The sequence below is a fragment of the Acidovorax soli genome (assembly GCF_014207955.1).
Classification (GTDB): Bacteria; Pseudomonadota; Gammaproteobacteria; order Burkholderiales; family Burkholderiaceae_C; genus Acidovorax; species Acidovorax soli_A.
Map to the genome: position 1 here is coordinate 625,203 of NZ_JACHLK010000001.1, position 19,829 is coordinate 645,031.

General features: G+C 68.7%; 13 protein-coding genes. 10 read left to right on the forward strand and 3 right to left on the reverse strand.

Annotated features, from left to right (window positions below; all coding sequences use genetic code 11):
• Positions 1 to 5 precede the first annotated feature (5 nt).
• Positions 6 to 3,068, reverse strand: a complete 3,063-nt coding sequence (locus tag HNP48_RS02960; RefSeq protein WP_184855342.1) for an EAL domain-containing protein — start codon at positions 3,066 to 3,068, stop codon at positions 6 to 8.
• 147 nt (positions 3,069 to 3,215) lie between these two features.
• Here HNP48_RS02960 and HNP48_RS02965 point away from each other — a divergent pair, with 147 nt between their 5' ends.
• The gene (locus HNP48_RS02965; RefSeq protein ID WP_184855343.1) at positions 3,216 to 3,770 is read left to right on the forward strand and encodes an adenine phosphoribosyltransferase; all 555 of its coding nucleotides are present in this window, start codon (positions 3,216 to 3,218) and stop codon (positions 3,768 to 3,770) included.
• Between the two features lie 81 nt (positions 3,771 to 3,851).
• Here the strand turns inward: HNP48_RS02965 and HNP48_RS02970 are convergent, their stop codons facing one another.
• Complete coding sequence (locus HNP48_RS02970; protein WP_184855344.1) at positions 3,852 to 4,106, reverse strand: DUF2061 domain-containing protein; 255 nt, start codon at positions 4,104 to 4,106, stop codon at positions 3,852 to 3,854.
• A 248-nt stretch (positions 4,107 to 4,354) separates the two neighbouring features.
• On the opposite strand from HNP48_RS02970, the gene HNP48_RS02975 reads away from it, so the two are divergent.
• The 9 genes from HNP48_RS02975 to HNP48_RS03015 all read left to right on the forward strand — a co-directional run bounded on the left by HNP48_RS02975 (position 4,355) and on the right by HNP48_RS03015 (position 19,191).
• Positions 4,355 to 5,401 (forward strand): SPFH domain-containing protein, encoded by a 1,047-nt coding sequence (locus tag HNP48_RS02975; RefSeq protein WP_184855345.1) that lies wholly within the window; start codon positions 4,355 to 4,357, stop codon positions 5,399 to 5,401.
• Positions 5,402 to 5,506: 105 nt separating this feature from the next.
• Positions 5,507 to 7,003 (forward strand): DUF4178 domain-containing protein, encoded by a 1,497-nt coding sequence (locus HNP48_RS02980; RefSeq protein WP_184855346.1) that lies wholly within the window; start codon positions 5,507 to 5,509, stop codon positions 7,001 to 7,003.
• A gap of 20 nt (positions 7,004 to 7,023) precedes the next feature.
• Complete coding sequence (locus HNP48_RS02985) at positions 7,024 to 7,245, forward strand: DUF350 domain-containing protein (RefSeq protein WP_409362529.1); 222 nt, start codon at positions 7,024 to 7,026, stop codon at positions 7,243 to 7,245.
• A 161-nt stretch (positions 7,246 to 7,406) separates the two neighbouring features.
• A complete protein-coding gene (locus HNP48_RS02990; protein WP_184855347.1) occupies positions 7,407 to 9,551 on the forward strand; it encodes a TonB-dependent siderophore receptor in 2,145 nt (714 codons plus the stop codon).
• A 262-nt stretch (positions 9,552 to 9,813) separates the two neighbouring features.
• The gene (locus HNP48_RS02995; RefSeq protein ID WP_184855348.1) at positions 9,814 to 10,716 is read left to right on the forward strand and encodes a hypothetical protein; all 903 of its coding nucleotides are present in this window, start codon (positions 9,814 to 9,816) and stop codon (positions 10,714 to 10,716) included.
• Between the two features lie 43 nt (positions 10,717 to 10,759).
• Positions 10,760 to 12,310: a polyamine aminopropyltransferase gene (locus HNP48_RS03000; protein WP_409362530.1), complete on the forward strand. Its 1,551-nt coding sequence runs from the start codon at positions 10,760 to 10,762 to the stop codon at positions 12,308 to 12,310.
• 265 nt (positions 12,311 to 12,575) lie between these two features.
• Positions 12,576 to 16,355: a PAS domain S-box protein gene (locus HNP48_RS03005; RefSeq protein WP_184855350.1), complete on the forward strand. Its 3,780-nt coding sequence runs from the start codon at positions 12,576 to 12,578 to the stop codon at positions 16,353 to 16,355.
• Positions 16,356 to 16,430: 75 nt separating this feature from the next.
• On the forward strand, positions 16,431 to 17,426 hold the full coding sequence (locus HNP48_RS03010) for a two-component system response regulator (RefSeq protein WP_184855351.1): 996 nt from the start codon (positions 16,431 to 16,433) through the stop codon (positions 17,424 to 17,426).
• Positions 17,427 to 17,472: 46 nt separating this feature from the next.
• Positions 17,473 to 19,191 (forward strand): FAD-dependent oxidoreductase, encoded by a 1,719-nt coding sequence (locus HNP48_RS03015; protein ID WP_184855352.1) that lies wholly within the window; start codon positions 17,473 to 17,475, stop codon positions 19,189 to 19,191.
• On the opposite strand, the gene HNP48_RS03020 is transcribed toward HNP48_RS03015, so the two are convergent.
• Positions 19,188 to 19,829 (reverse strand): aspartate/glutamate racemase family protein, encoded by a 642-nt coding sequence (locus HNP48_RS03020; RefSeq protein WP_184855353.1) that lies wholly within the window; start codon positions 19,827 to 19,829, stop codon positions 19,188 to 19,190. The two genes, HNP48_RS03015 and HNP48_RS03020, sit on opposite strands and share 4 nt — an antisense overlap.

The window sequence follows — 19,829 nt, forward strand, 5'->3', positions numbered from 1 at the left end:
AGCCCTCAGCCGGGCTGCAGGGCTTCCGCAGGCCCCGGCCGGCCGAACAGGTAGCCCTGGAACTGCTGGCAGCCGTTGCGCAGCAGGAAGTCGTGCTGGCCCTCGGTCTCCACGCCCTCGGCCACCACGTCCAGGCCCAGGCTGTGGGCCAGGGCCACGATGGTGCAGGCGATGGCCGCATCGTTGGGGTCGGTGAGCACGTCGCGCACGAAGCTCTGGTCGATCTTGAGCTGGTCCAGTGGCAGGCGCTTGAGGTAGGCCAGCGAGGAGTAGCCGGTGCCGAAATCATCGAGTGAGAAGCCCACGCCCAGGTTGCGCAGCACCTGCATCTTCACGATGCTCTCCTCCACGTCGGTGAGCAGCAGGCTTTCGGTCAGCTCCAGCTTGAGCCGCGCCGGGTCGGCGCCCGTGGTGTAGAGCGCCTGCAGCACCTGGGGCACGAATTCGGTGTGGCGGAACTCCTGGGCGCTCACGTTCACGGCCACGGTCCACCCCTTGGTGGCGCTCTCGCGGTTCCAGCGCGCCAACTGCTCGCAGGCCAGGTGCAGCACGCGCTGGCCCAGCGGCAGGATCAGGCCGGTCTGCTCGGCCAGCGGGATGAACTGGCCCGGCGGCACCATGCCGCGCTGCGGGTGCTGCCAGCGCACCAGGGCTTCGGCGCCCATGGTCTGGCCCGCGGCATTGACGACCGGCTGGTAGTGCAGCAGGAACTCGTTGCGCTGGATGCCCTGGCGGATGTCGCCTTCGAGCGCCGAGCGCGCCGTGGCCGCCGCCTGCATGGCCGGGTCGAAGAAGCACAGCGTGTTGCGCCCCTGGGCCTTGGCCTGGTACATCGCCAGGTCGGCGCGCTTGAGCAGCTCGTTGACGGGCTGCTCGCGGTCGTGGAACAGCGCGATGCCGATGCTGGGCGTGCTGTGCAGCTCGCTGCCGTCCATGTCGTAGGGCTCGTTGAGGGCCTGCAGCACCTTCTGCGCCACGGCCTCCGACTCGACGGCGGCCCCGGTCTCCTCGCTGCTCAGCCCCTGCAGCACCACCACGAACTCATCGCCCCCCAGGCGCGCCACGGTGTCGGTGGCGCGCACGCTGGCGCGCAGGCGCTCGCCCACCTGCACCAGCAGGCGGTCGCCCCACTCGTGGCCCATGGTGTCGTTGATGCCCTTGAAGTTGTCCAGGTCCAGGAACAGCAGGGCGCCATGCTGGCCCTCGCGCTCGCAGGCCGTGGCCGCGCGCTCCAGCCGGTCCAGCAGCAGGCGCCGGTTGGGCAGCTTGGTGAGTTCGTCGTAGAAGGCCAGGCGCTGGATCTCGGCCTCGGCACGCTTGCGCTCGGTGATGTCGCGCGCCAGCCCGCGGTAGCCGGTGAACTCGCCCTCGGCATTGAAGATCGGCTCGCCGCTGATGGACACCCAGATCGGCTCGCCGGCCGCGGTCGTGCGCTGGATCTCGAAATTGCGGAACACCTGGCGCTGCGCGAGCTGCTCGCGGTGGGCGCGCCACTGGCCTTCGTCGGCAAAGGTGTTGGGCAGTTCCCAGCGCGCAAGGCCGAAGAGCTGCTCGTCGGTCATGTCCATCTTGGCCTGCGGGCTGCCTTCGGTGCGCACGAAGCGGAACTCGGCATCCTGCTCCCAGTACCAGTCGGAGGACAGCTGGGTGAGGCTGCGCCAGCGCGCCTCGCTCTCGCGCAGGGCTTCCAGTGCGCCCAGGTAGTCGGTCACGTCGGTGAAGGTGCGCACGCGCCCGCCGTCCTCCAGCGGGCGTGTGCGTACCTCGATGAAGCGGCCGGCCACGGTGCGGCGGATGTAGCTGTCCGGCATGGTCAGCTTGCCCCCGTGCGCGGCGTATTCGGCGCCCACGTAGTCGCGGGCCTTGGACTCGATCAGCTGGAAGCCCGTGCCGAAGTCCCCGCGCTCGGTCTGGAAGCGCACCACCTCTTCCACCCGGGGCTCGCCCGCGAGCAGCGCTTCGGGCAGGTTCAAGAGCTCCAGGTAGCGCTGGTTGTAGACGCGGATGCGGCCCTCGCCATCGACCTTGGTGATGCCCTGTGAGACGCTGGCCAGCGTGCTCTGCAGCGCCCGGGTCTTTTCGGCCAGCAGCTCGCTGGTGCGCGCCAGCTCCTCCTCCACCTGGCGGCGCGCGAGCTCGGCGCGGCGTGCCAGCTCCAGCTGGCCCACGGTGTTCAGCAGCGGCTGCAGGAACTGCACGTCGGCCGCGGTGTAGCCCTCGGGCCGGTTGGCCAGCCCGACCACGGCGACCAGCTCGCCCGAGGCCAGGATGGGCAGGCCCAGGTAAGAGACCACGGGCGCATGCCCGGGCGGCATGCCGGCGCTGCGCTGCTCCCCCTGGGCGTTGTGGACGATCACCGGCGCCTCGGTCTGCATCGCCTGGCCCGGCAGGGAGTCGAGGTCATCGAAGACCCGGCCCTCCTCCGCATCCCGGGTGTAGCGTGCGCGCGTGGCCTCGTCCCAGGCCACGTCGGTCATGGAGTGCATGCGCAGAAAGGGCCGGCCCTCGGCCGTGCGCTGCACCTGCCCGACCAGCCCGAGCTGGCTGCCGGTCAGCTCCATGAGCTCGTGCAACAGGGCATCGAACGCCGCGCGCGGGGCCGAGCTGGCGATGAACACGGCCTGCGCACGCGAGATCGCCTGCAGCAGGCGGTGCTGGCGCGCCAGCATGGCCTCGGCGGCGCGCCGCGCACGCACGCTGCTGCTGCGCTCGAGCACGGCCTCGATCTGCGCGGGCAGGGCCAGCAGGTAGTTGCAGCCGGGGTCGCGGATGGTGAAGTCGGCAAAGCCATGGCGCATGGCGTGGGCCGCCTGCGCATCGGCCCCGGCGTCCACGATGATCAGGGCCGGGACGCGGCCCATGTGCTCCAGCACGTCGTAGGCCGAGCCGTCGGTGAAGTGCTGGCAGACCAGCACGATGTCCGGCACATGGTCCTTGAGCCACAGCTGCGCCTGTGTCAGCGATGGGGCCACGTGGGCCCGCCAGCCCAGCCAGGGATCGACCAGTGCATCCACAAGCGCCCGTGCGTGCTCTCGGTCGTCTTCGATCAACAGGACGGAGATGGGCATGGCCGATCTGGCTTATTTCTCAAGTCAAATGGAGTCAGCCTGCAGGCTGCAGGTGTAACGAAGACCCATTATGGGCCCGCATTTGCGGCCACAGGCCGGGTGCTGGTGTTTACACTCGCCCCCTTTGTGCCATCCGCCCCACACCCCATGCAGCCCCTCAGCGTCAACCAGTACCTGCGCCAGCACATCCGCACCGTGCCCGACTGGCCGGCCCCCGGCGTGCAGTTCCGCGACATCACGCCGCTGCTGCAGGACCCCAAGGTCTTTCGCGTCTTGATCGATGCCTTCGTGCACCGCTACATGGACAAGGCCCTGCGCCCGGATGTGGTGGCCGGGCTTGATGCGCGCGGCTTCATCCTCGGGGCCGTGGTGGCCTACGAACTCAATGTGGGCTTCGTGCCGATCCGCAAGAAGGGCAAGCTGCCCTTCACCACGGTGGAGGAAACCTACGAACTCGAATACGGCAGTGCCACGGTGGAGCTGCACACCGATGCTGTCAAGCCCGGCGACCGCGTGCTGCTGATCGACGACCTCATCGCCACGGGCGGCACCATGATGGCCGGCCGGCGCCTGCTGGAGAAGCTGGGCGCCACCGTGACCGAGGGCGCGGCCATCGTCGACCTGCCCGAGCTGGGTGGTTCGCAGCGCCTCAAGGAATCGGGCCTGCCGCTCTACACCCTGGTCGACTTCGCAGGGCACTGACCGGCCCCCGCGCTCACTGCGTCTGCGCGTAGGCCGCCAGCGCCTGCTGCAGCCATTGGGTGAAGTGCCTGCGCATGGCTGTCACGCTGCGGCAGGCAAGGCATCGACAGCGCTGGCAGCGCGGCGGCGTGCCGCGCGGTCCCAGGCCTTTTCATGGAAGAAGAAGGCCACGGCCTGTACCGTGGGTTCGAGCAGGCTCAGCGTGAGCGAAGCCCAGAGGTTGCCCGTGACGGCATAGGCCACCATGGCGGCCACGCTGATGTGGATCAGGTAGTAGCTGCCGGTCTTCAGGAGCATGGTCTTGTTCTGCTGGGCGATCTGGCGGATGCGGGCCATGGGGGTGTCCTTTCATTCATGCGTGCGGCAGTGCCGCCGGTCATGAAATGGTAGGCATTCGCAATAGCCAAGGCCAATTGAGTTCGGCTAGTTTCAGCATTGAAACTATTGATTGCGGGGTGACGGGCACGGTGGGGCCATAGCGTTAATTCCGTCACGCAGTGGGGAATCAAAATGCCCTTGGCGGCGCCAACCCCGTTGCTATGATGGTCATCTTTTCAACTGCGGCAACGCATTAGGGAGCAGACATGGCCCTCATGGATTTCATCAAGAAACAGTTCATCGACGTCCTGCAGTGGACCGAGGACGGTGACGGCACGCTCGCCTGGCGCTTCCCGATGAGCGGCATGGAAATCCAGAACGGCGGCACGCTGGTGGTGCGTGAGTCGCAGATGGCCGTCTTCGTCAACGAAGGCAAGGTGGCCGACGTCTTCGGGCCTGGCACCTACAAGCTCACCACGCAGACCCTGCCGGTGCTGACCTACCTGAAGAACTGGGACAAGCTCTTCGAGTCACCCTTCAAGAGCGATGTCTACTTCTTCAGCACGCGCCAGCAGATCGACCAGAAGTGGGGCACGCCCCAGCCCATCACCATCCGCGACAAGGACTTCGGTGCGGTGCGCCTGCGTGCCTTCGGCAACTATGCCTTCCGCATCGCCGACCCCAAGCTGTTCCACACCGAGATCTCGGGCACGCGCGACGTCTACCCCGTGGGCGACCTCGAAGGCCAGTTGCGCGGCCTGGTGCTGCAGAACATCAGCAACGCCATTGCCGGCAGCGGCCTGCCCTTCCTGGACCTGGCGGCCAACCAGGTCATGTTCGCCGATGCGCTGACCAAGGAACTGGCGCCCATCTTCGCCAAGCTGGGCCTGTTGATCGAGAACCTCACGGTGCAGAACGTCTCGCTGCCCGAAGAGCTGCAGAAGATCCTCGACCAGAAGATCGGCATGGGCATGGTCGGCAACGACATGGCCAAGTTCATGCAGTACCAGACGGCCCAGGCCATCCCCAAGTTCGCCGAGAACAGCGGTGGCGGCAGCGGCATCGCGGGCGACGCCATGGGCCTGGGTGCCGGCGTGGCGCTGGGCCAGGTGATGGCGCAGAACCTGCAGCAGGGCCTGCAGGGCGGCGGCAATGCCGCGCCCGCAGCGGCGGCCGTGGCGGCCGCCGCTGGCGTCAAGCCCGAGGACGTGATGGCCACGCTCGAGAAGCTGGGCGATCTCAAGGCCAAGGGCATCCTCACGCAGGAGGAGTTCGACGCCAAGAAGTCCGAACTGCTCAAGAAGCTGATCTGAGGCCCGGCGCAACCCCTACCTTCGCCACCGGCGCCTCGGGTGCGGGCGGCAGCGGGCTGACGGCCCCCTGCAGCCCAGCACCTGGACGCCCGTGGCAACGCCCGAATGGCCACTGACCCCACACAGCGTTCCTACCGCGCGCCCTGCCCGGGCTGCGGCGCGCCGGTTGAATTCCGCAGCGCGCAGTCCACCCACGCCGTCTGCGGCTACTGCCAGAGCACCGTGGTGCGCAGCGGCGACGTGCTGCAGCGCCTGGGCAAGATGGCCGAGCTGTTCGATGACCACAGCCCGCTGCAGCTCATGGCCAGCGGGCGCATCACGCTCGACGGCAAGGAGGTGCCGTTCACGCTGATCGGCCGCCTGCAGTACAAGACCGAGGCCGGTGTCTGGACCGAGTGGTCGGCCTTCCTGCAGGACGGCACCCTGGCCAGCCTGGGCGAGGACAACGGCGCCTACGTCTTCACCCGGCCCATGGAGGCCGGGCGCGAGCTGCCCGAGGCCAGCCGTTTCCGTATCGGCGCCACCACGGCCATCAGCGGCAAGTCGTACTCCGTCGCCTTCAGCGGCAGTGCCACGCTGATCTCGGCCCAGGGCGAACTGCCCAAGCTGCCGCCCATCGGCCAGCCCTTCGACATGGTCGAGTTGCGCAGCGCCGATGGCGAGGTGCTCAGCATCGACTACGGCCACCAGCCGCCGCACCTGGAGCGCGGCCGCGCCGTGCTGCTGGAGGACCTCAAGCTCACCGGCCTCAAGGACGAATCGGCCAAGGACGAGAAGGGCCGCCAGTTCAACTGCCCGCACTGCGGTGCGCCGGTGCAGGTGCAGCTGTCCACCACCAAGAGCATCACCTGCGGATCGTGCGCGAGCATCATCTCGCTGGACAGCGGCGTGGGGGGCGAGCTGCGCTCGGCCGAGCAGGACGAGCCGGTGCGCCCCATCATCCCGCTGGGCAGCAAGGGCCAGCTGCAGGGCGTGCACTGGCAGGTGGTGGGTTTCCAGCACCGCATGGGCGTGGAGCCCGGCGACGACGAGCACTTCGGCTGGAGCGAGTACCTGCTGTTCAACCAGAAGCGCGGCTTCGCCTTCCTGGTCGATGCCGAGGACGGCTGGAGCATGGTGCGCCCGACCACGGGTGCCCCGCAGATGGCGGCCAGCGGCCGCAGCGCCACCTACCTGGGCACCACCTACCAGCTCAAGTACAGCTACGAGGCCGAGACCACCTATGTGCTCGGCGAGTTCTACTGGCAGGTCACGCGTGGGCAGAAGACCTCGAACCGCGACTTCGCGAGCGCCAAGGGCCTGTTGTCCATGGAGCAGACGTCCAATGAGGTGACCTGGTCCTCGGGCGACAAACTGGCCAGCGACACCGTGGCCAAGGCCTTCAAGCTCGAAGACAAGAAGGATGTGCTGCAGCGCGACGACCCGGGGCCCTTCGTGGCCAAATCGGGCCTGGGCTGCGGCACCATCATCATCATTGCGATCGTCATCATCATCCTGCTGATCCTGCTGAGCAACTGTTCCGGGTCGTCCGGCAGCAGCGGCTACCGCAGCTCGGGCGGCTCGTTCGGCGGCTATTCCAGCGGCGGCGGCGGGCACAAGTAATTTATCAAGGAGCTTCCACCATGATGGGAATCGAATGGCTCAAGCCCGCGGCGTTCCTCGGGTCCATCCTGTACGCGCTGATCGGCGTCGTGATCTTCTGGCTGTGCTTCATCATCGTCGACAAGATCACGCCCTATGACCTGTGGGGCGAGATCGTCGAGAAGCAGAACATCGCGCTCGGCGTGGTGGTGGCGGCCATGTGCCTGGGCATCAGCATCATTGTCGCCGCCGCCATCCACTGAAGGCCATTGCGGTGCGACGGCAGGGCTCCCCCGGGGCCTGCGGGTGCTTGTCCTTTGGAGTGCAAAGGAATGAATAAGAATAATTATCGTTTGTATTAAAATGTGTACTTTCTGTTAACGGGTGCGGCCGGAGGGGCCGTGTTCGACCCACTGGAGTACACATGGCGAACAAGAACCATGCGGGCAGCACCAAGGCTGCCCGTTTTCATTTGACAGCCACCGCCGCAGCCAGCCTGCTGGCCGTGCTGGGTGCCTCCCAGGCCTGGGCCCAGGCCGATGCCGCCCTGCCCGCTGTGCAGGTGACCGGCTCGCAGTACGACGCCGACGATGTGCGCCCCGAAGGCGTGACTACGGCCACCAAGACCTACATGGCGCCCAAGGACATTCCGCAGACCATCGACACGCTGGAAGTCAACAAGTACAAGAGCTACGGCATCAACGACCTGGCCGTCATGCTCGATGGTGTGCCCGGTGTGAACACCAAGTACGACATGCGCGGCGAGGGCGTGATGATCCGCGGCTTCAACGCCGACTCGGGCGACATCTACCGCGACGGCGTGCGCGAATCGGGCCAGGTGCGCCGCAGTACGGCCAACGTCGAGCGCATCGAGATCCTCAAGGGCCCGGCCTCGGTGCTCTACGGCCGCAGCAGCGGCGGCGGCATCGTGAACCTGGTGAGCAAGCAGGCACGCTTCGATGCCAAGAGCAGCGTCACCCTGCGCGGCGGTTCGTGGGACAACTACGGCGGCACGCTCGACATCAACAAGGTCATCAACGAACACGTGGCCGTGCGCCTGACGGCCGACCGCGAGCAGGCCGACAGCTTCCGCAGCGGCATCCGCAACAAGAACGAGATGGTCTCGCCCAGCATCCTGGTGGACACCCGCACCGGCCTGCGCTGGACGGGGCAGTACACCTACGACAACATCTGGCGCGTGCCCGACCGCGGTCCGGTCTACGACCAACTGCCCGCGGGCGTCTCCATCCGCAAGGGCTTTGCCCACCCCAGCGACTATGTGGAGGACCGCCTGCGCGTGCTGCGTTCGGACCTGTCGTACGACTTCAACAAGGCCTGGAGCGTGCGCTGGGTGGCCAGCAAGCGCGAGGCCAGCCAGGACTTCGACCATTACTTCGCCGGCACCTACTGCAATGCGGCCGGTCAGACCACCGCAGGCGCGGCCTGCACCTGGCGCGGCCAGGTGCGGCCCAACTACGCCTGGCAGCAGACGGCCAACGAGACCCTGTCCAACACCGTGGACCTCACGGGCAAGTTCAGCACCGGCAGCCTCCAGCACGAGGTGCTGGTCGGGGTGGAGGTCAGCGAGGAAAAGCGCCATCCGCGCATCGGCCAGCCCGCGTCCACCTTCAGCTACGACCCGTTGCAGCCCATTGCCTGGGGCGCCAAGCCGGCCCAGGGCAACCCGACCCAGCACAACCTGCACAAGGCGGAGAGCCAGGCCCTGTACGTGCAGGACCTCATCAGCCTCACGCCCGAGTGGAAGCTGCTGGCCGGCCTGCGCTACGACCGCTTCGATTTCCACAGCACCAACCTGCTGACCAACATGGGGCGCGGCTATGACGGCGACGCGGTGAGCCCGCGCCTGGGCGTGGTCTGGCAGCCGGTGCGCGAGCACAGCCTGTACGCCTCGTGGAACAAGAGCTACTCGCCCTATGGCGGGCGCGGCATGATCACGGTGGACGTCTCGCCCACCGCCGTGTACGACGACGAGCCCCAGCACTCGCGCCAGATCGAAGTGGGCGTCAAGAGCGACTGGCTCAACGGTGCGCTGTCCACCCAGCTGTCGGTCTACCAGCTGCAGCACGCCAACATCCGCTACCGTCCCGATGCGGTCAATGATCCTTTCACCTGGGCCATCCGTGGCAAGGAGCGCTCGCGCGGTATCGAGTTCAGCGCGGCCGGCCGCGTGGCCTCGTCGTGGTACGTGCGCGGCGGCGTGGGCGTGACCAGCGCCAAGGTCATGGAGGACAAGCAGCAGCCCGCGCTCGTGGGCAAGTACCTGGTGGACACGGCCTTGCGCAATGGCAACCTCTTCGTGCGCTACGCGCCCCAGGGGCCCTGGTATGCGGAAATCGGCGTCACCCACACCAGCGCGCGCTGGCTCAATGCGGCCAACACCTCGCGCGTGCCGGGCTATACCCGCTGGGATGCGCTGGTCGGCTGGCGCCAGGGCGCATGGACGGCAACCGCTGCGCTGTCGAACCTGCTGGACAAGGAATACTGGCGTTCAGATGCCATGCCGGGCGCGCCGCGCAGCCTGCTCGTCAGCGTCAACTACCAGTTTTAAGCCCGGCCATTTCTCTGGCATGGACGAGGGGCTATGCCCCCTCGTGCAGACTGGCTGCGTGATGGCCCATGCACCTCGCTCCAAACCTCGACGCCTCGGCAGGCGTGGCGGGATGGTGGGCGGCACTGTCTTGGTGGCGCTGATGGCGGGGGCTGTGTGGCTGTGGTGGCCTGCGGCAGACCTTCCATCCGCGGTGCGTGTTGCCGGGGGCGCTCCACCGCAGGGCCGGGATTTTCCCTGGAACCCGCACCTGGGCGCTGGCATGGCAGCAACCGATACCGCCGCCGTGCCCCCCGCGGTACCCCCGCCTTCCCCTGAAGAGATCCAGCGCAGCAAGCGCCGGTTCGGCTCTGCGGTGTCCAATGCGATCGACGCTCCGCCGCGGCCGGTCTGGGAAATGCTGCGCAGCTACACCGGGCCGTCGGTCGAGGGCATCGACTCCGATGTGGCTCTGCTGGCCGGCCTGAGCTTCTGTGCTTCCAGCCGATGGTTGCCGGACGTGCTGTGGCAGATGCGTTCGCAGGGCACGGCCTCGGGAGATGCGCTGCAGCAACTCGACGCGCGCCATACCCAGGCGTCGGTGCTCTGTGTACGCCTGTCGGACCAGGACTATGCGCTGCGCACCGACATCCTGCGGCTGCACGCGCGGGCCGGCGATGCGGATGCGCAGCTCAATTTTCAGTTTGTCGGACCCAGGGGCCTCATCGGCAGCGAGGGCTATGCGGGTACACCCCAGAGCGAGGCCCAATTGGCTGCCTGGGGCCAGGAGGTGCTCGACTACGCCAGGCAGGCATTGCTGAATGACACACACCGAGCGGTGAGCACTCTGGCATGGTTGCATGATGAAGGGCCCCCGATCCCTCCGAACCCTGCATTCTCGGCATTCCGCGATCCGGTCGAAGGCCATGCCTACCGCATCCTGATGGCGCGCATGTTCCGCAACCCGCAAAACCTGGCCGACTTCATGCAGCGCGAAGTGGCCCGCCTGCCACCCGTGCAGGTAGCGCAGGGACGAGTCCGGGCCGAAGCCATCGCTCAGGGGCTGGCGGCGCAGCTTGCAGCCCAGGGCAAGGCGCTGCCCCATGGCCTGTTGGGCCTGGCCGCTGCCCCGGCCACCGCCACGCCCCGCCAGCAGCCTGTGCCTTCGCCGTTCGCAGCACAATAGCGGCTTGTCCTCGAACCCTACCTCCCCCTCCTCCCTCCCCCCCGTGCCCGCACCGGGCGTGCGCCCCATCGATGTCGCACTGCTGGCCAGCGTGTTCGTCGTGGCCGCTTGCGGCCTGCTCTACGAGCTCGCGGCCGGCGCCCTCGCCTCCTATGTGCTGGGCGATTCGGTGCTGCAGTTCTCCACCATCATCGGCACCTACCTGTTCGCCATGGGCGTGGGCTCCTGGCTGTCGCGCTATTTCGAGCGCCAGCTGCCCGCGCACTTCCTGCGCATCGAACTGCTGGTGGCGCTGATCGGCGGCGTGTTGCCGGCCACGCTGTTCCTGGCCAATGCCTATGCGCCCGGGGCCTTCCGCCTGCTGCTGTACGGCATGGTGTTCATGGTGGGCACGCTGGCCGGGCTGGAGATTCCGCTGGTCATGCGCATCTTGAAGCGCAATGTGGCGCTCAAGGACCTGGTCTCGCAGGTGCTGACCTTCGACTACCTGGGCGCGCTGGCCGTGTCCATGGCCTTCCCGTTGCTGCTGGTGCCGCAGCTGGGGCTCATCCGCACGGGCCTGCTGTTCGGGCTCATGAATGCCTTTGTTGCGCTGTGGGCCGTGTGGCTGTTCCGCCAGGAGCTGCGCCGCCTGCGCGCGCATGCCTTCGCCTGCCTGGCTGTGATCGGGTTGCTGCTGGCCGGGCTGGTCGGCGCCGACCACATCACGAGCTTTGCCGAAGACAAGTTCTACCAGGACCGCATCGTCATCAGCACCGCCTCGCCCTACCAGCGCATCGTGGTCACCAACGGCAAGCTGGGCCATCGTCTGTACCTCAATGGCAACCTTCAGTTCGCCGAGCGCGACGAGTACCGCTACCACGAGGCCCTGGTCCACCCCGCCATGGCGGCCCATGGCGCGCCCCGGCGCGTGGCCGTGCTCGGGGGCGGCGACGGCATGGCCGTGCGCGAGATCCTCAAGTACCCCTCGGTCGAGTCGGTCACCCTGGTCGAGCTCGATCCGGCCATGACGCGCCTGTTCACTGAAGACCCGACGCTCGCCCGGCTCAACGGCAATGCCCTGCGCTCGCCCAAGGTGCAGGTGGTCAACACCGACGCCTTCCAGTGGCTGCAGCAGTGCAAGGCGCCCGGCTGCGATGCGGCAGAGGATGTGTTCGACGTGATCGTGGTGGACTTCCCCGACCCGACCAACTTCTCCATCGGCAAGCTCTACACCAACAGCTTCTATGCGCTGCTCGACAAGCGCCTGTCGGCCAGCGGCTATGCCGTGGTGCAGACCACCTCGCCGCTGGTGGCGCGCAAGAGCTACTGGACGGTGGTGCAGACCATGGAATCGGTGGGCCTGCAGACGGCGCCTTACCACGCCCATGTGCCGAGCTTCGGCGAGTGGGGCTTCGTGGTGGCCAGCCGCCGGCCCTGGCGCCTGCCCGAGGCGCTGCCTGCGGACCTGCGCTTCCTGAGCGCGGGCACGCTGCCCCTGCTGTTCGACTTTCCGGTTGACATGGCGCGTTTGCCGGCGGACGTGAACCGCCTGTCCAACCAGGCCCTGGTGCACACCTATGAGCGGGAGTGGGGCAAGGTGGTGGCACATTAGCGTTCACCCCCTGAGGCGCTTCGCGCCTTCCCCCTCTCTCATATTGCTTCGCAATCTGGGAGGGGGACGCCCCCAGTGCGGCGGGGCGGCCCTTGCACGGGGGCGCTGGTCTGGGCCGCGCCAGTCCCAAAGGTCGGGCGCTGTTGCATCCATGCCGCGTGGATGTAACAAAACGGGGTGTGGGCGGGTTTCAAGGCCCTGTGGGTAAATCGCTCACCGGCTTGCCGGCAGAATGGAAACCAACGCTTACATTTTGTTTGCCCCGATGCTCGAGAGATTCTTCGTTGTCGGCGCGGCGCGGGAGCCCCAGAACCTCTGGGGGCACGACCCCTGGCTCGTGGCCCTGTCGGTTGTCCTGGCGATCGCCTCGTCCCTGATGGCGCTGCACCTGGCCGCGCTGGCGCAGCGTGCGCCGGATCGGCTGCGCCGCAACCTCATCGTCGCATCGGGCTCGCTGGCCCTGGGCGGCGGGGTCTGGTCCATGCACTTCGTGGGCATGCTGGCCTTCGATCTGTGCGCCAACGGGCACTTCGACCCCTGGACCACGGCGCTGTCCTTTCTGCCCAGCCTGGTGGCCTCGTGGGTCGCCCTGCACGTGCTCACGCAAAAGCAGCCCACGGCCGGCACCATCGCCTGGGGCGGGGCGCTGGTGGGGGCGGGGATCGGGGTCATGCACTACTCCGGCATGGCGGCATCCGACATGGCGCCGCTGATCCGTTACGACGTGGGCGGTTTCCTGGCTTCGCTGGTGTTCGCCGTGGGCATGGCCATGCTGTCGCTGTGGCTGCGCTTCGGCATGCTGCGCTTCTGGTCGCGCCGGCCCTGGGTGAGCACCCTGCTCGGGGGCCTGGTCATGGGCCTGGCAATCGCCGGCATGCACTACATCAGCATTGCTGCCGTGCGGGTCACGGGCAACTTCGAGCCGCTGGGCCCGGTGTCCGAGCAGGCCAAGTACATGGCGCTGGCCATTGCGCTCATGGCCGTACTGGTGGGCCTGGTGGTCACCACCGTGAACATCGGCCTTCGGGTGCGCTGGCTGCTGCGCACCACCGAGCAGAGTGAGTCGCGCCTGCGCGCCGTGGTGGAGACGGCGATGGATGCCATCGTCATGGCCGATGCCGATGGCACCATCCGGTCCTTCAATGGCGCCGCCGAGCGCATGCTGGGCTGGACCTCGGCCGAGGCCATGGGGCGCAACGTGGCCATGCTGGTGGACCCGGCCTTCGCCGGGCAGCCGGAGCGCTACCTGCCGCGCGACCTGGCCCGCGGCGAGGCGCGCCAGGTGGGCAAGGACCGGGACATCCATGTGGTGCGCAAGGATGGCAGCCTGGTGCCTGTGCGCCTGGTGGTGGGCCGCGTGGATCTTCCGGGTCCGCCGGTGCTGGTGGGCTTTCTGACCGACCTGACCGAGCGCAAGGCCATGGAGCAGGAGCGCCGCCGGGGCGAGGAGCAACTGCGCTCCCTGGTGCGCAACATTCCCGGCGTGGCCTTCCGCTGCCGCTGCGATGCCGACTGGTCCATGCTGTTCATCAGCGATGCCGTCGAGGCGCTGACGGGCTGGCCGGCCGAGGATTTCCTGGCCGGCCACACCTCCTTTGGCCGCATCATCCATGGGGATGACAGCGGGCGCGTGGCCCACGAGGTGGAGCGTGCCCTGCAGGCGGGCGAGTCCTATGTGCTGGAGTACCGGCTGCGCACGCGCCAGGGCGGCATCCGCTGGGTGTCGGAAACCGGCCGCGGCGTCCTGGGGCCGAAGGGCGAAGTCCGGTGGATCGATGGTGTGATCACCGACATGACGGCCTCCAAGGCCCAGAACGCCGAATTCGTGGGCACGGTCACGGCCATTGGCCGCTCGCAGTCGGTGATCGAGTTCGACCTCTCGGGCCATGTGCTCGCGGCCAACCAGAACTTCCTGGACCTCATGGGCTACACCCTGGCCGAGATCGAGGGGCGGCACCACCGCATGTTCTGCAAGCCGGAATATGCCGACAGCGAGGCCTACCAGGCCTTCTGGACGCGCCTGGGCCAGGGCGAATTCGATGCGGGCGAGTACATGCGCGTTGGCAAGAATGGGCGCGAGGTCTGGATCCAGGCCACCTACAACCCCATCCTCGATGCGCAGGGCCGGCCTTTCAAGATCGTGAAGTTCGCCACCGACCTGACCGAGCGGCGCCGCATGGAGACCGATCTGCGCTCCGCCAAGGAGCAGGCCGAGCAGGCGGCGGCAGCGCGCAGCAGCTTCCTGGCGAACATGAGCCACGAGATCCGCACGCCCATGAACGCCATCATCGGTTTCACCGAGGCACTGCTGGACACGCCGCTGGAAAGCACCCAGCGCCGCCACCTGGGTACGGTGCACCACTCGGCGCGCTCCATGCTGCGCCTGCTCAACGACATCCTGGACACGGCCAAGCTCGAAAAGGGGGCTGTCGAGCTGGAAGTGGTCGACTTCAGCCTGCGCGAACTGTGCGACCAGATCCTCGCCTCGCTGCGCATCAACGCCGCCAAGAAGGGGCTGGACGTCATCCTTGACTACCCGTACGAGCTGTCCGACCACTGGCAGGGTGATGCCTTCCGCATCCAGCAGATCCTGCTCAACCTGATGGGCAACGCCCTCAAGTTCACCCACCAGGGCCATGTCACGTTGCGCGTGTCGGGGGCGGACGGCCAGCTCCTGCTCTCCGTGGTCGATACCGGCATCGGCATCGACGCGGCGGGCGTGGAGCGCATCTTCGATCCCTTCGCACAGGCCGATGCCTCGACCACGCGCCGCTACGGGGGCACGGGCCTGGGCACGACCATCGCCCGCCAGCTGGCCGAACTCATGGGGGGCAGCATCGGCGTCGTGAGCCAGGTCGGCCAGGGCAGCACCTTCACCGTGCAGCTGCCGCTGCACACCGGCCGCCCGCCGGCTGATGGCGGTGTCTCCATGCGCGACTGGCTGCGCGCTCCCCTGCCCACCCTGCGCGTGCTGGCCGTGGACGATGTGCCCGCCAACCTGGAACTGCTGCAGCTCATGCTGGAGCGCGGGGGCCACAAGATCAGCACCGCGGACAGCGGTGCCCAGGCCTTCGAGGCCTTTGCGCAGGAGCGTTTCGACGTGGTGCTCATGGACCTGCAGATGCCCGACATGGACGGGCTGGAGACCACGCGCCACCTGCGCAGCTTCGAGCGCGCGCGCCAGCGCAAGCCCACGCCCATCATCGCCCTGTCGGCCAGCGTGCTGGAGCAGGACCGGCGCAATGCGCGCGCGGCCGGCATGGATGGCTTTGCGAGCAAGCCGGTCGAGCCGGTGCGGCTGATGGCCGAGATCGCGCGCGTGATCGGCGTGCGCGAGGCCGGGGCCGACCCGGTGTTCGCCGTGACCAGCGCCTTCGGCACGCTGCACCCCCAGGAAGGGCTCAAGTTACAGCCCGCCCGGGAGCAGGCAGCGCCGCCCGCGGCACCGGCCATCGAGTGGGAGCGTGGCGTGCGCCTGTGGACACAGGCGCGCTACCTGCGCGAGGCCATCGAGCGCTTCATGCAGGAAAGCGGCGTGGCGCTGGCCGGCCTGCTGTCGGCGCACCAGGCGGACGACTGGGACACCCTGGCCGCGCGCGCCCACCGGCTGCGCGGGGCCGCAGGCAATCTGGCGCTGCCCGCAGTGGACAAGCTGGCGGCGCAGATCGAGAACGCCGCCCGCAGCCGCGACACCTTGCGCGTGCAGTCCGCCCTGCTGGCCCTGGCCACGGCCCTGGACGCCGTGCGCGGCGCCCTGCTCAACCCGCAGGCCCCCGATGCCCAGCCCCAGGGCTCGGCCCCGGCGCCTGCGCCGCTGCAGCAGGACCAGCGCGAGCGCGCGCTGGCCGCCATCGAAGCGCTGGCCGCCGCCCTGGCCCAGGGGGAACTGGCCGATGCGCCCCTGGCCGTGCTGGAGGCCGAGCTGCCCGCCGTCACCCTGAACAGCCTGCACGAGGCGCTGGACCGTTTCGACTTCGACGAGGCGCGGGCCTGCCTGCAGGCCTTGCAGAGCCATCTGCGCGCGCCAGGGGAGATGCCGGCATGAACCAGGCCAGCGCCGGGTGCGGGACAATAGGCACATGAACCTGCCCCGCCAGACCCACCGCAGGGAGCCTGCCGCATGAGTGCCGTGCAGGAAGACCACCGCCCGCGACTGCTGCTGGTGGACGATGAGCCCACCAACCTGCAGGTGCTGCGCCACATCCTGCAGGAGCACTACCGCCTGCTGTTCGCCACCGATGGCGCCCGCGCGCTGCAGGTCGCTCAGCAGCAGCGGCCCGACCTGGTGCTGCTCGATGTGATGATGCCGCAGATGGACGGCTATGCCGTGTGCCAGGCCCTGAAGGCCGACCGCACGACCGCAGGCATCCCGGTGATCTTCGTGACCGCGCTCACCGAGGTACAGGACGAGGCGCGCGGTTTCGACGTGGGTGGGGTGGACTACATCACCAAGCCCGTGAGCGCCCCCGTGGTGCGCGCGCGCGTGCGCACCCACCTGTCCCTGGTGCGCACCGAGGAGCTGCGCGAGACGCGGCTGCAGATCGTGCAGCGCCTGGGGCGTGCGGCCGAGTACAAGGACAACGAGACGGGCATGCACGTGATCCGCATGAGCCACTTCGCGCAGGTGCTGGCGTTGGCGCTGGGCTACTCGCCGGCCTGGGCCGAGGACCTGCTCAACGCCGCGCCCATGCACGATGTGGGCAAGATCGGCATCCCCGACGCCGTGCTGCGCAAGCCCGGCCCGCTCGATGCCGATGAATGGGCCACCATGCAGCGCCACCCCGAGATCGGGGCCGAGATCATCGGCGAGCATCCGGCGGGCGTGCTGCGTCTGGCCCATGCCATCGCGCTCACGCACCACGAGAAATGGGACGGCAGCGGCTACCCGCGTGGCCTGGTGGGCGAGGCCATCCCCGTGGAGTCGCGCATCGTCGCCCTGGCCGACGTGTTCGACGCGCTCACGGCGCGCCGCCCCTACAAGGAGCCCTGGAGCATCGAGGACACCGTGGACCACCTGCGCGCGCAGGCAGGCAAGCACTTCGATCCGTCCATGGTCGAGGTGTTCATCGCCCAGCTGCCGCAATTGCTGGACATCAAGGCACGCTGGGTGGATTGATCCCCCGGCTTCTGCGGGACACGCGGGTGACGTAGAGTACGGCCCCATGTCTTTTGCGCCGACCCCTTTTTCACCGCCCTTGCGCCGCAGGCAGGTCCTGCAGGCGGGTGCCGTGCTGGCCGCAGCGGCTGCGCTGCCCGGCTGCGACAAGGCGCCGCGCACGCTGGAGGGCGGCTTTGCCGGCATCGACATGGAGCGTGGCCATGCGCTGCGCGAAATGCTGCACAAGGGCACGCTGCCCGAGCCCACGGTGGTGCGGCGTGCGCAGGCCATCATCGCCGGGGGCGGGGTGGCGGGCCTCGCGGCAGCGCGCGCACTGCGCCTGGCCGGGGTGGAGGATTTCGCGCTGCTGGAACTCGAAGACCAGGCCGGCGGCAACAGCCGCGGCGGCAGGGTCGGCGGCATCGCCTGCCCCATGGGGGCGCACTACCTGCCCGTGCCTGGCGACGATGCCAGCGAGGTGCAGGACCTGCTGGAAGAACTGGGCCTGCGCCAGCGCGTGGCGGGCCGCTGGCGCTACGACGAGCGCCACCTGTGCCACAGCCCGCAGGAGCGGCTGTATTTCGAGGGCGAATGGCAGGAGGGCCTGCTGCCCGTGCAGGGCGTGGGCGAGGCGACGCTGGCCCAGTACCGCCGCTTCTCGGAGCGTGTCGACGCCTTGTCCAAGGCGGCGCGCTTCACCATGCCCATGCCCAAGGCGTTTGCCGATGGCAAGCGGCCGCTCTCGCCGACGCACCAGGCGCTCGATGCGCTTTCCTTCGCTGCCTGGCTCGCGCAGGAGGGGCTCGACGACGCGCACCTGCGCTGGTACCTCGACTACTGCTGCCGCGACGACTATGGTGCGGGCCTTGCACGCGTGTCGGCCTGGGCGGGCATCCATTACTTTGCCAGCCGCCATGGCTTCCACGCGCCGGGCGACGCGGGCCCCGACGACCGCGAAGGCGTGCTCACCTGGCCCGAGGGCAATGGCTGGCTCACCCAGCGCCTGGCGGTGCCGCTGCGCGAAGGCGGGCAACTGGCCACGGGCAGCAGCGTGCTGCGCATCACCGAGGGGCGCCACGGCGTGGAGGTGGATGCGCTCAACCATGCCTCGGGCAATGTCGAGCGCTGGCAGGCGCCGCGCTGCGTGGTGGCGCTGCCGGTGTTCCTGGCTGCGCGCGTGGTGCGCAACCCCCCGGCCTTCCTCACCGAGACGGCCAGGCGCCTGTCGTGGGCGCCCTGGCTGGTGGCCAACATCCACATCGATGCACCGCTGACCGACCGGGCCGGTGCCGCACCCGCCTGGGACAATGTGCTCTATGCCGATGCCAACCCCGGTGGCCTGGGCTATGTCGACGCTGGCCACCAGCGCCTGGACCCGCGCCCCGGGCCCACGGTGCTCACCTACTACCAGGCCCTGGGCGATGTGCCCGATGGCCGCCAGCAACTGGCCACGCAGCCCTGGAACTATTGGGCCCAGGCGGCCCTGCAGGCCCTGGCCGGCCCGCACCCCGACCTGGCCCAGCGCGCCACGCGCGTCGACATCACACGCTATGGCCACGCCATGTCCATCCCCACGCCGGGCCTGCTCGGCTGGCTGCACCAGCCGGGGCGCTACCGGGCGCCCGACAAGCGGGTGCGCCTCGCGGGTGGCGAGCGGGTCGCCGTGCTGCCCACGCCGGCCACGGCGCGCCTGGCCTTCGCGCACAGCGACTGGTCGGGGTACTCGGTGTTCGAAGAGGCCTTCACGCGCGGCCACATGGCCGGGCTGTTGGCGGCTGGTTAGGCCAGCCGGCGCTTCAAGGCAGCGACCGCGCTGTCCACCGTCGTCAGCACCGGCAGGCCCGTGGCCGCCTCGCACAGGCTGCGTGCGCGGGCCATGCTGAACTGCGCCAGCGCGATCACCTCACAGCCCTCGCGCTGCAGGCGCTGGGCCTGGGCGGCGACCAGGCTGTCGTGCAGGTCGCCGTTGCCCGCGTTCAGCGCGGCCATGGCCCCCTCGGCCAGGGCCAGCTGCAGCGGTGTGCCGGCCGGGAATTCCGGCGGCATGGACTGCAGCGTGGGTGCAAAGCTCGCGATCAGGCCGATGCGCTGGCCGGTGGCCACGGCCTCTTCCACCATGGCCTCGTTGGGCTTGAGCACTGGGATCTGCGGGTGCCGCGCGGCCACCCGCTCGATGCAGGGCCCGAAGGCCGAACAGGTGAACAGAATGCCGTGGGCCCCCGTGCCCACGGCATAGGCGGCGAGCGCCTCGAAGCGCGCATGCATCGCCGCGTCCAGCCCCTGGCCTGCGCGCGCCAGATCGGCCGAGAGGCTGTCGTCCAGCAGGTTCATGCGCGTGGCCTCGGGCCAGTCCTGCGCGAAGGCGGCGTTGATCGGCGCCACCGAGTGGGCCAGGGCGTGGATGAGGGCGATGCGGGTCAT

Excerpts from the sequence above, each read along its gene's own strand:
- HNP48_RS02960 (WP_184855342.1), bottom strand. The coding sequence starts at position 3,068 with ATGCCCATCTCCGTCCTGTTGATCGAAGACGACCGAGAGCACGCACGG.
- HNP48_RS02965 (WP_184855343.1), top strand. The coding sequence starts at position 3,216 with ATGCAGCCCCTCAGCGTCAACCAGTACCTGCGCCAGCACATCCGCACC.
- HNP48_RS02970 (WP_184855344.1), bottom strand. The coding sequence starts at position 4,106 with ATGGCCCGCATCCGCCAGATCGCCCAGCAGAACAAGACCATGCTCCTG.
- HNP48_RS02975 (WP_184855345.1), top strand. The coding sequence starts at position 4,355 with ATGGCCCTCATGGATTTCATCAAGAAACAGTTCATCGACGTCCTGCAG.
- HNP48_RS02980 (WP_184855346.1), top strand. The coding sequence starts at position 5,507 with ATGGCCACTGACCCCACACAGCGTTCCTACCGCGCGCCCTGCCCGGGC.
- HNP48_RS02985 (WP_409362529.1), top strand. The coding sequence starts at position 7,024 with ATGATGGGAATCGAATGGCTCAAGCCCGCGGCGTTCCTCGGGTCCATC.
- HNP48_RS02990 (WP_184855347.1), top strand. The coding sequence starts at position 7,407 with ATGGCGAACAAGAACCATGCGGGCAGCACCAAGGCTGCCCGTTTTCAT.
- HNP48_RS02995 (WP_184855348.1), top strand. The coding sequence starts at position 9,814 with ATGGCAGCAACCGATACCGCCGCCGTGCCCCCCGCGGTACCCCCGCCT.
- HNP48_RS03005 (WP_184855350.1), top strand. The coding sequence starts at position 12,576 with ATGCTCGAGAGATTCTTCGTTGTCGGCGCGGCGCGGGAGCCCCAGAAC.
- HNP48_RS03010 (WP_184855351.1), top strand. The coding sequence starts at position 16,431 with ATGAGTGCCGTGCAGGAAGACCACCGCCCGCGACTGCTGCTGGTGGAC.
- HNP48_RS03015 (WP_184855352.1), top strand. The coding sequence starts at position 17,473 with ATGTCTTTTGCGCCGACCCCTTTTTCACCGCCCTTGCGCCGCAGGCAG.
- HNP48_RS03020 (WP_184855353.1), bottom strand. The coding sequence starts at position 19,829 with ATGACCCGCATCGCCCTCATCCACGCCCTGGCCCACTCGGTGGCGCCG.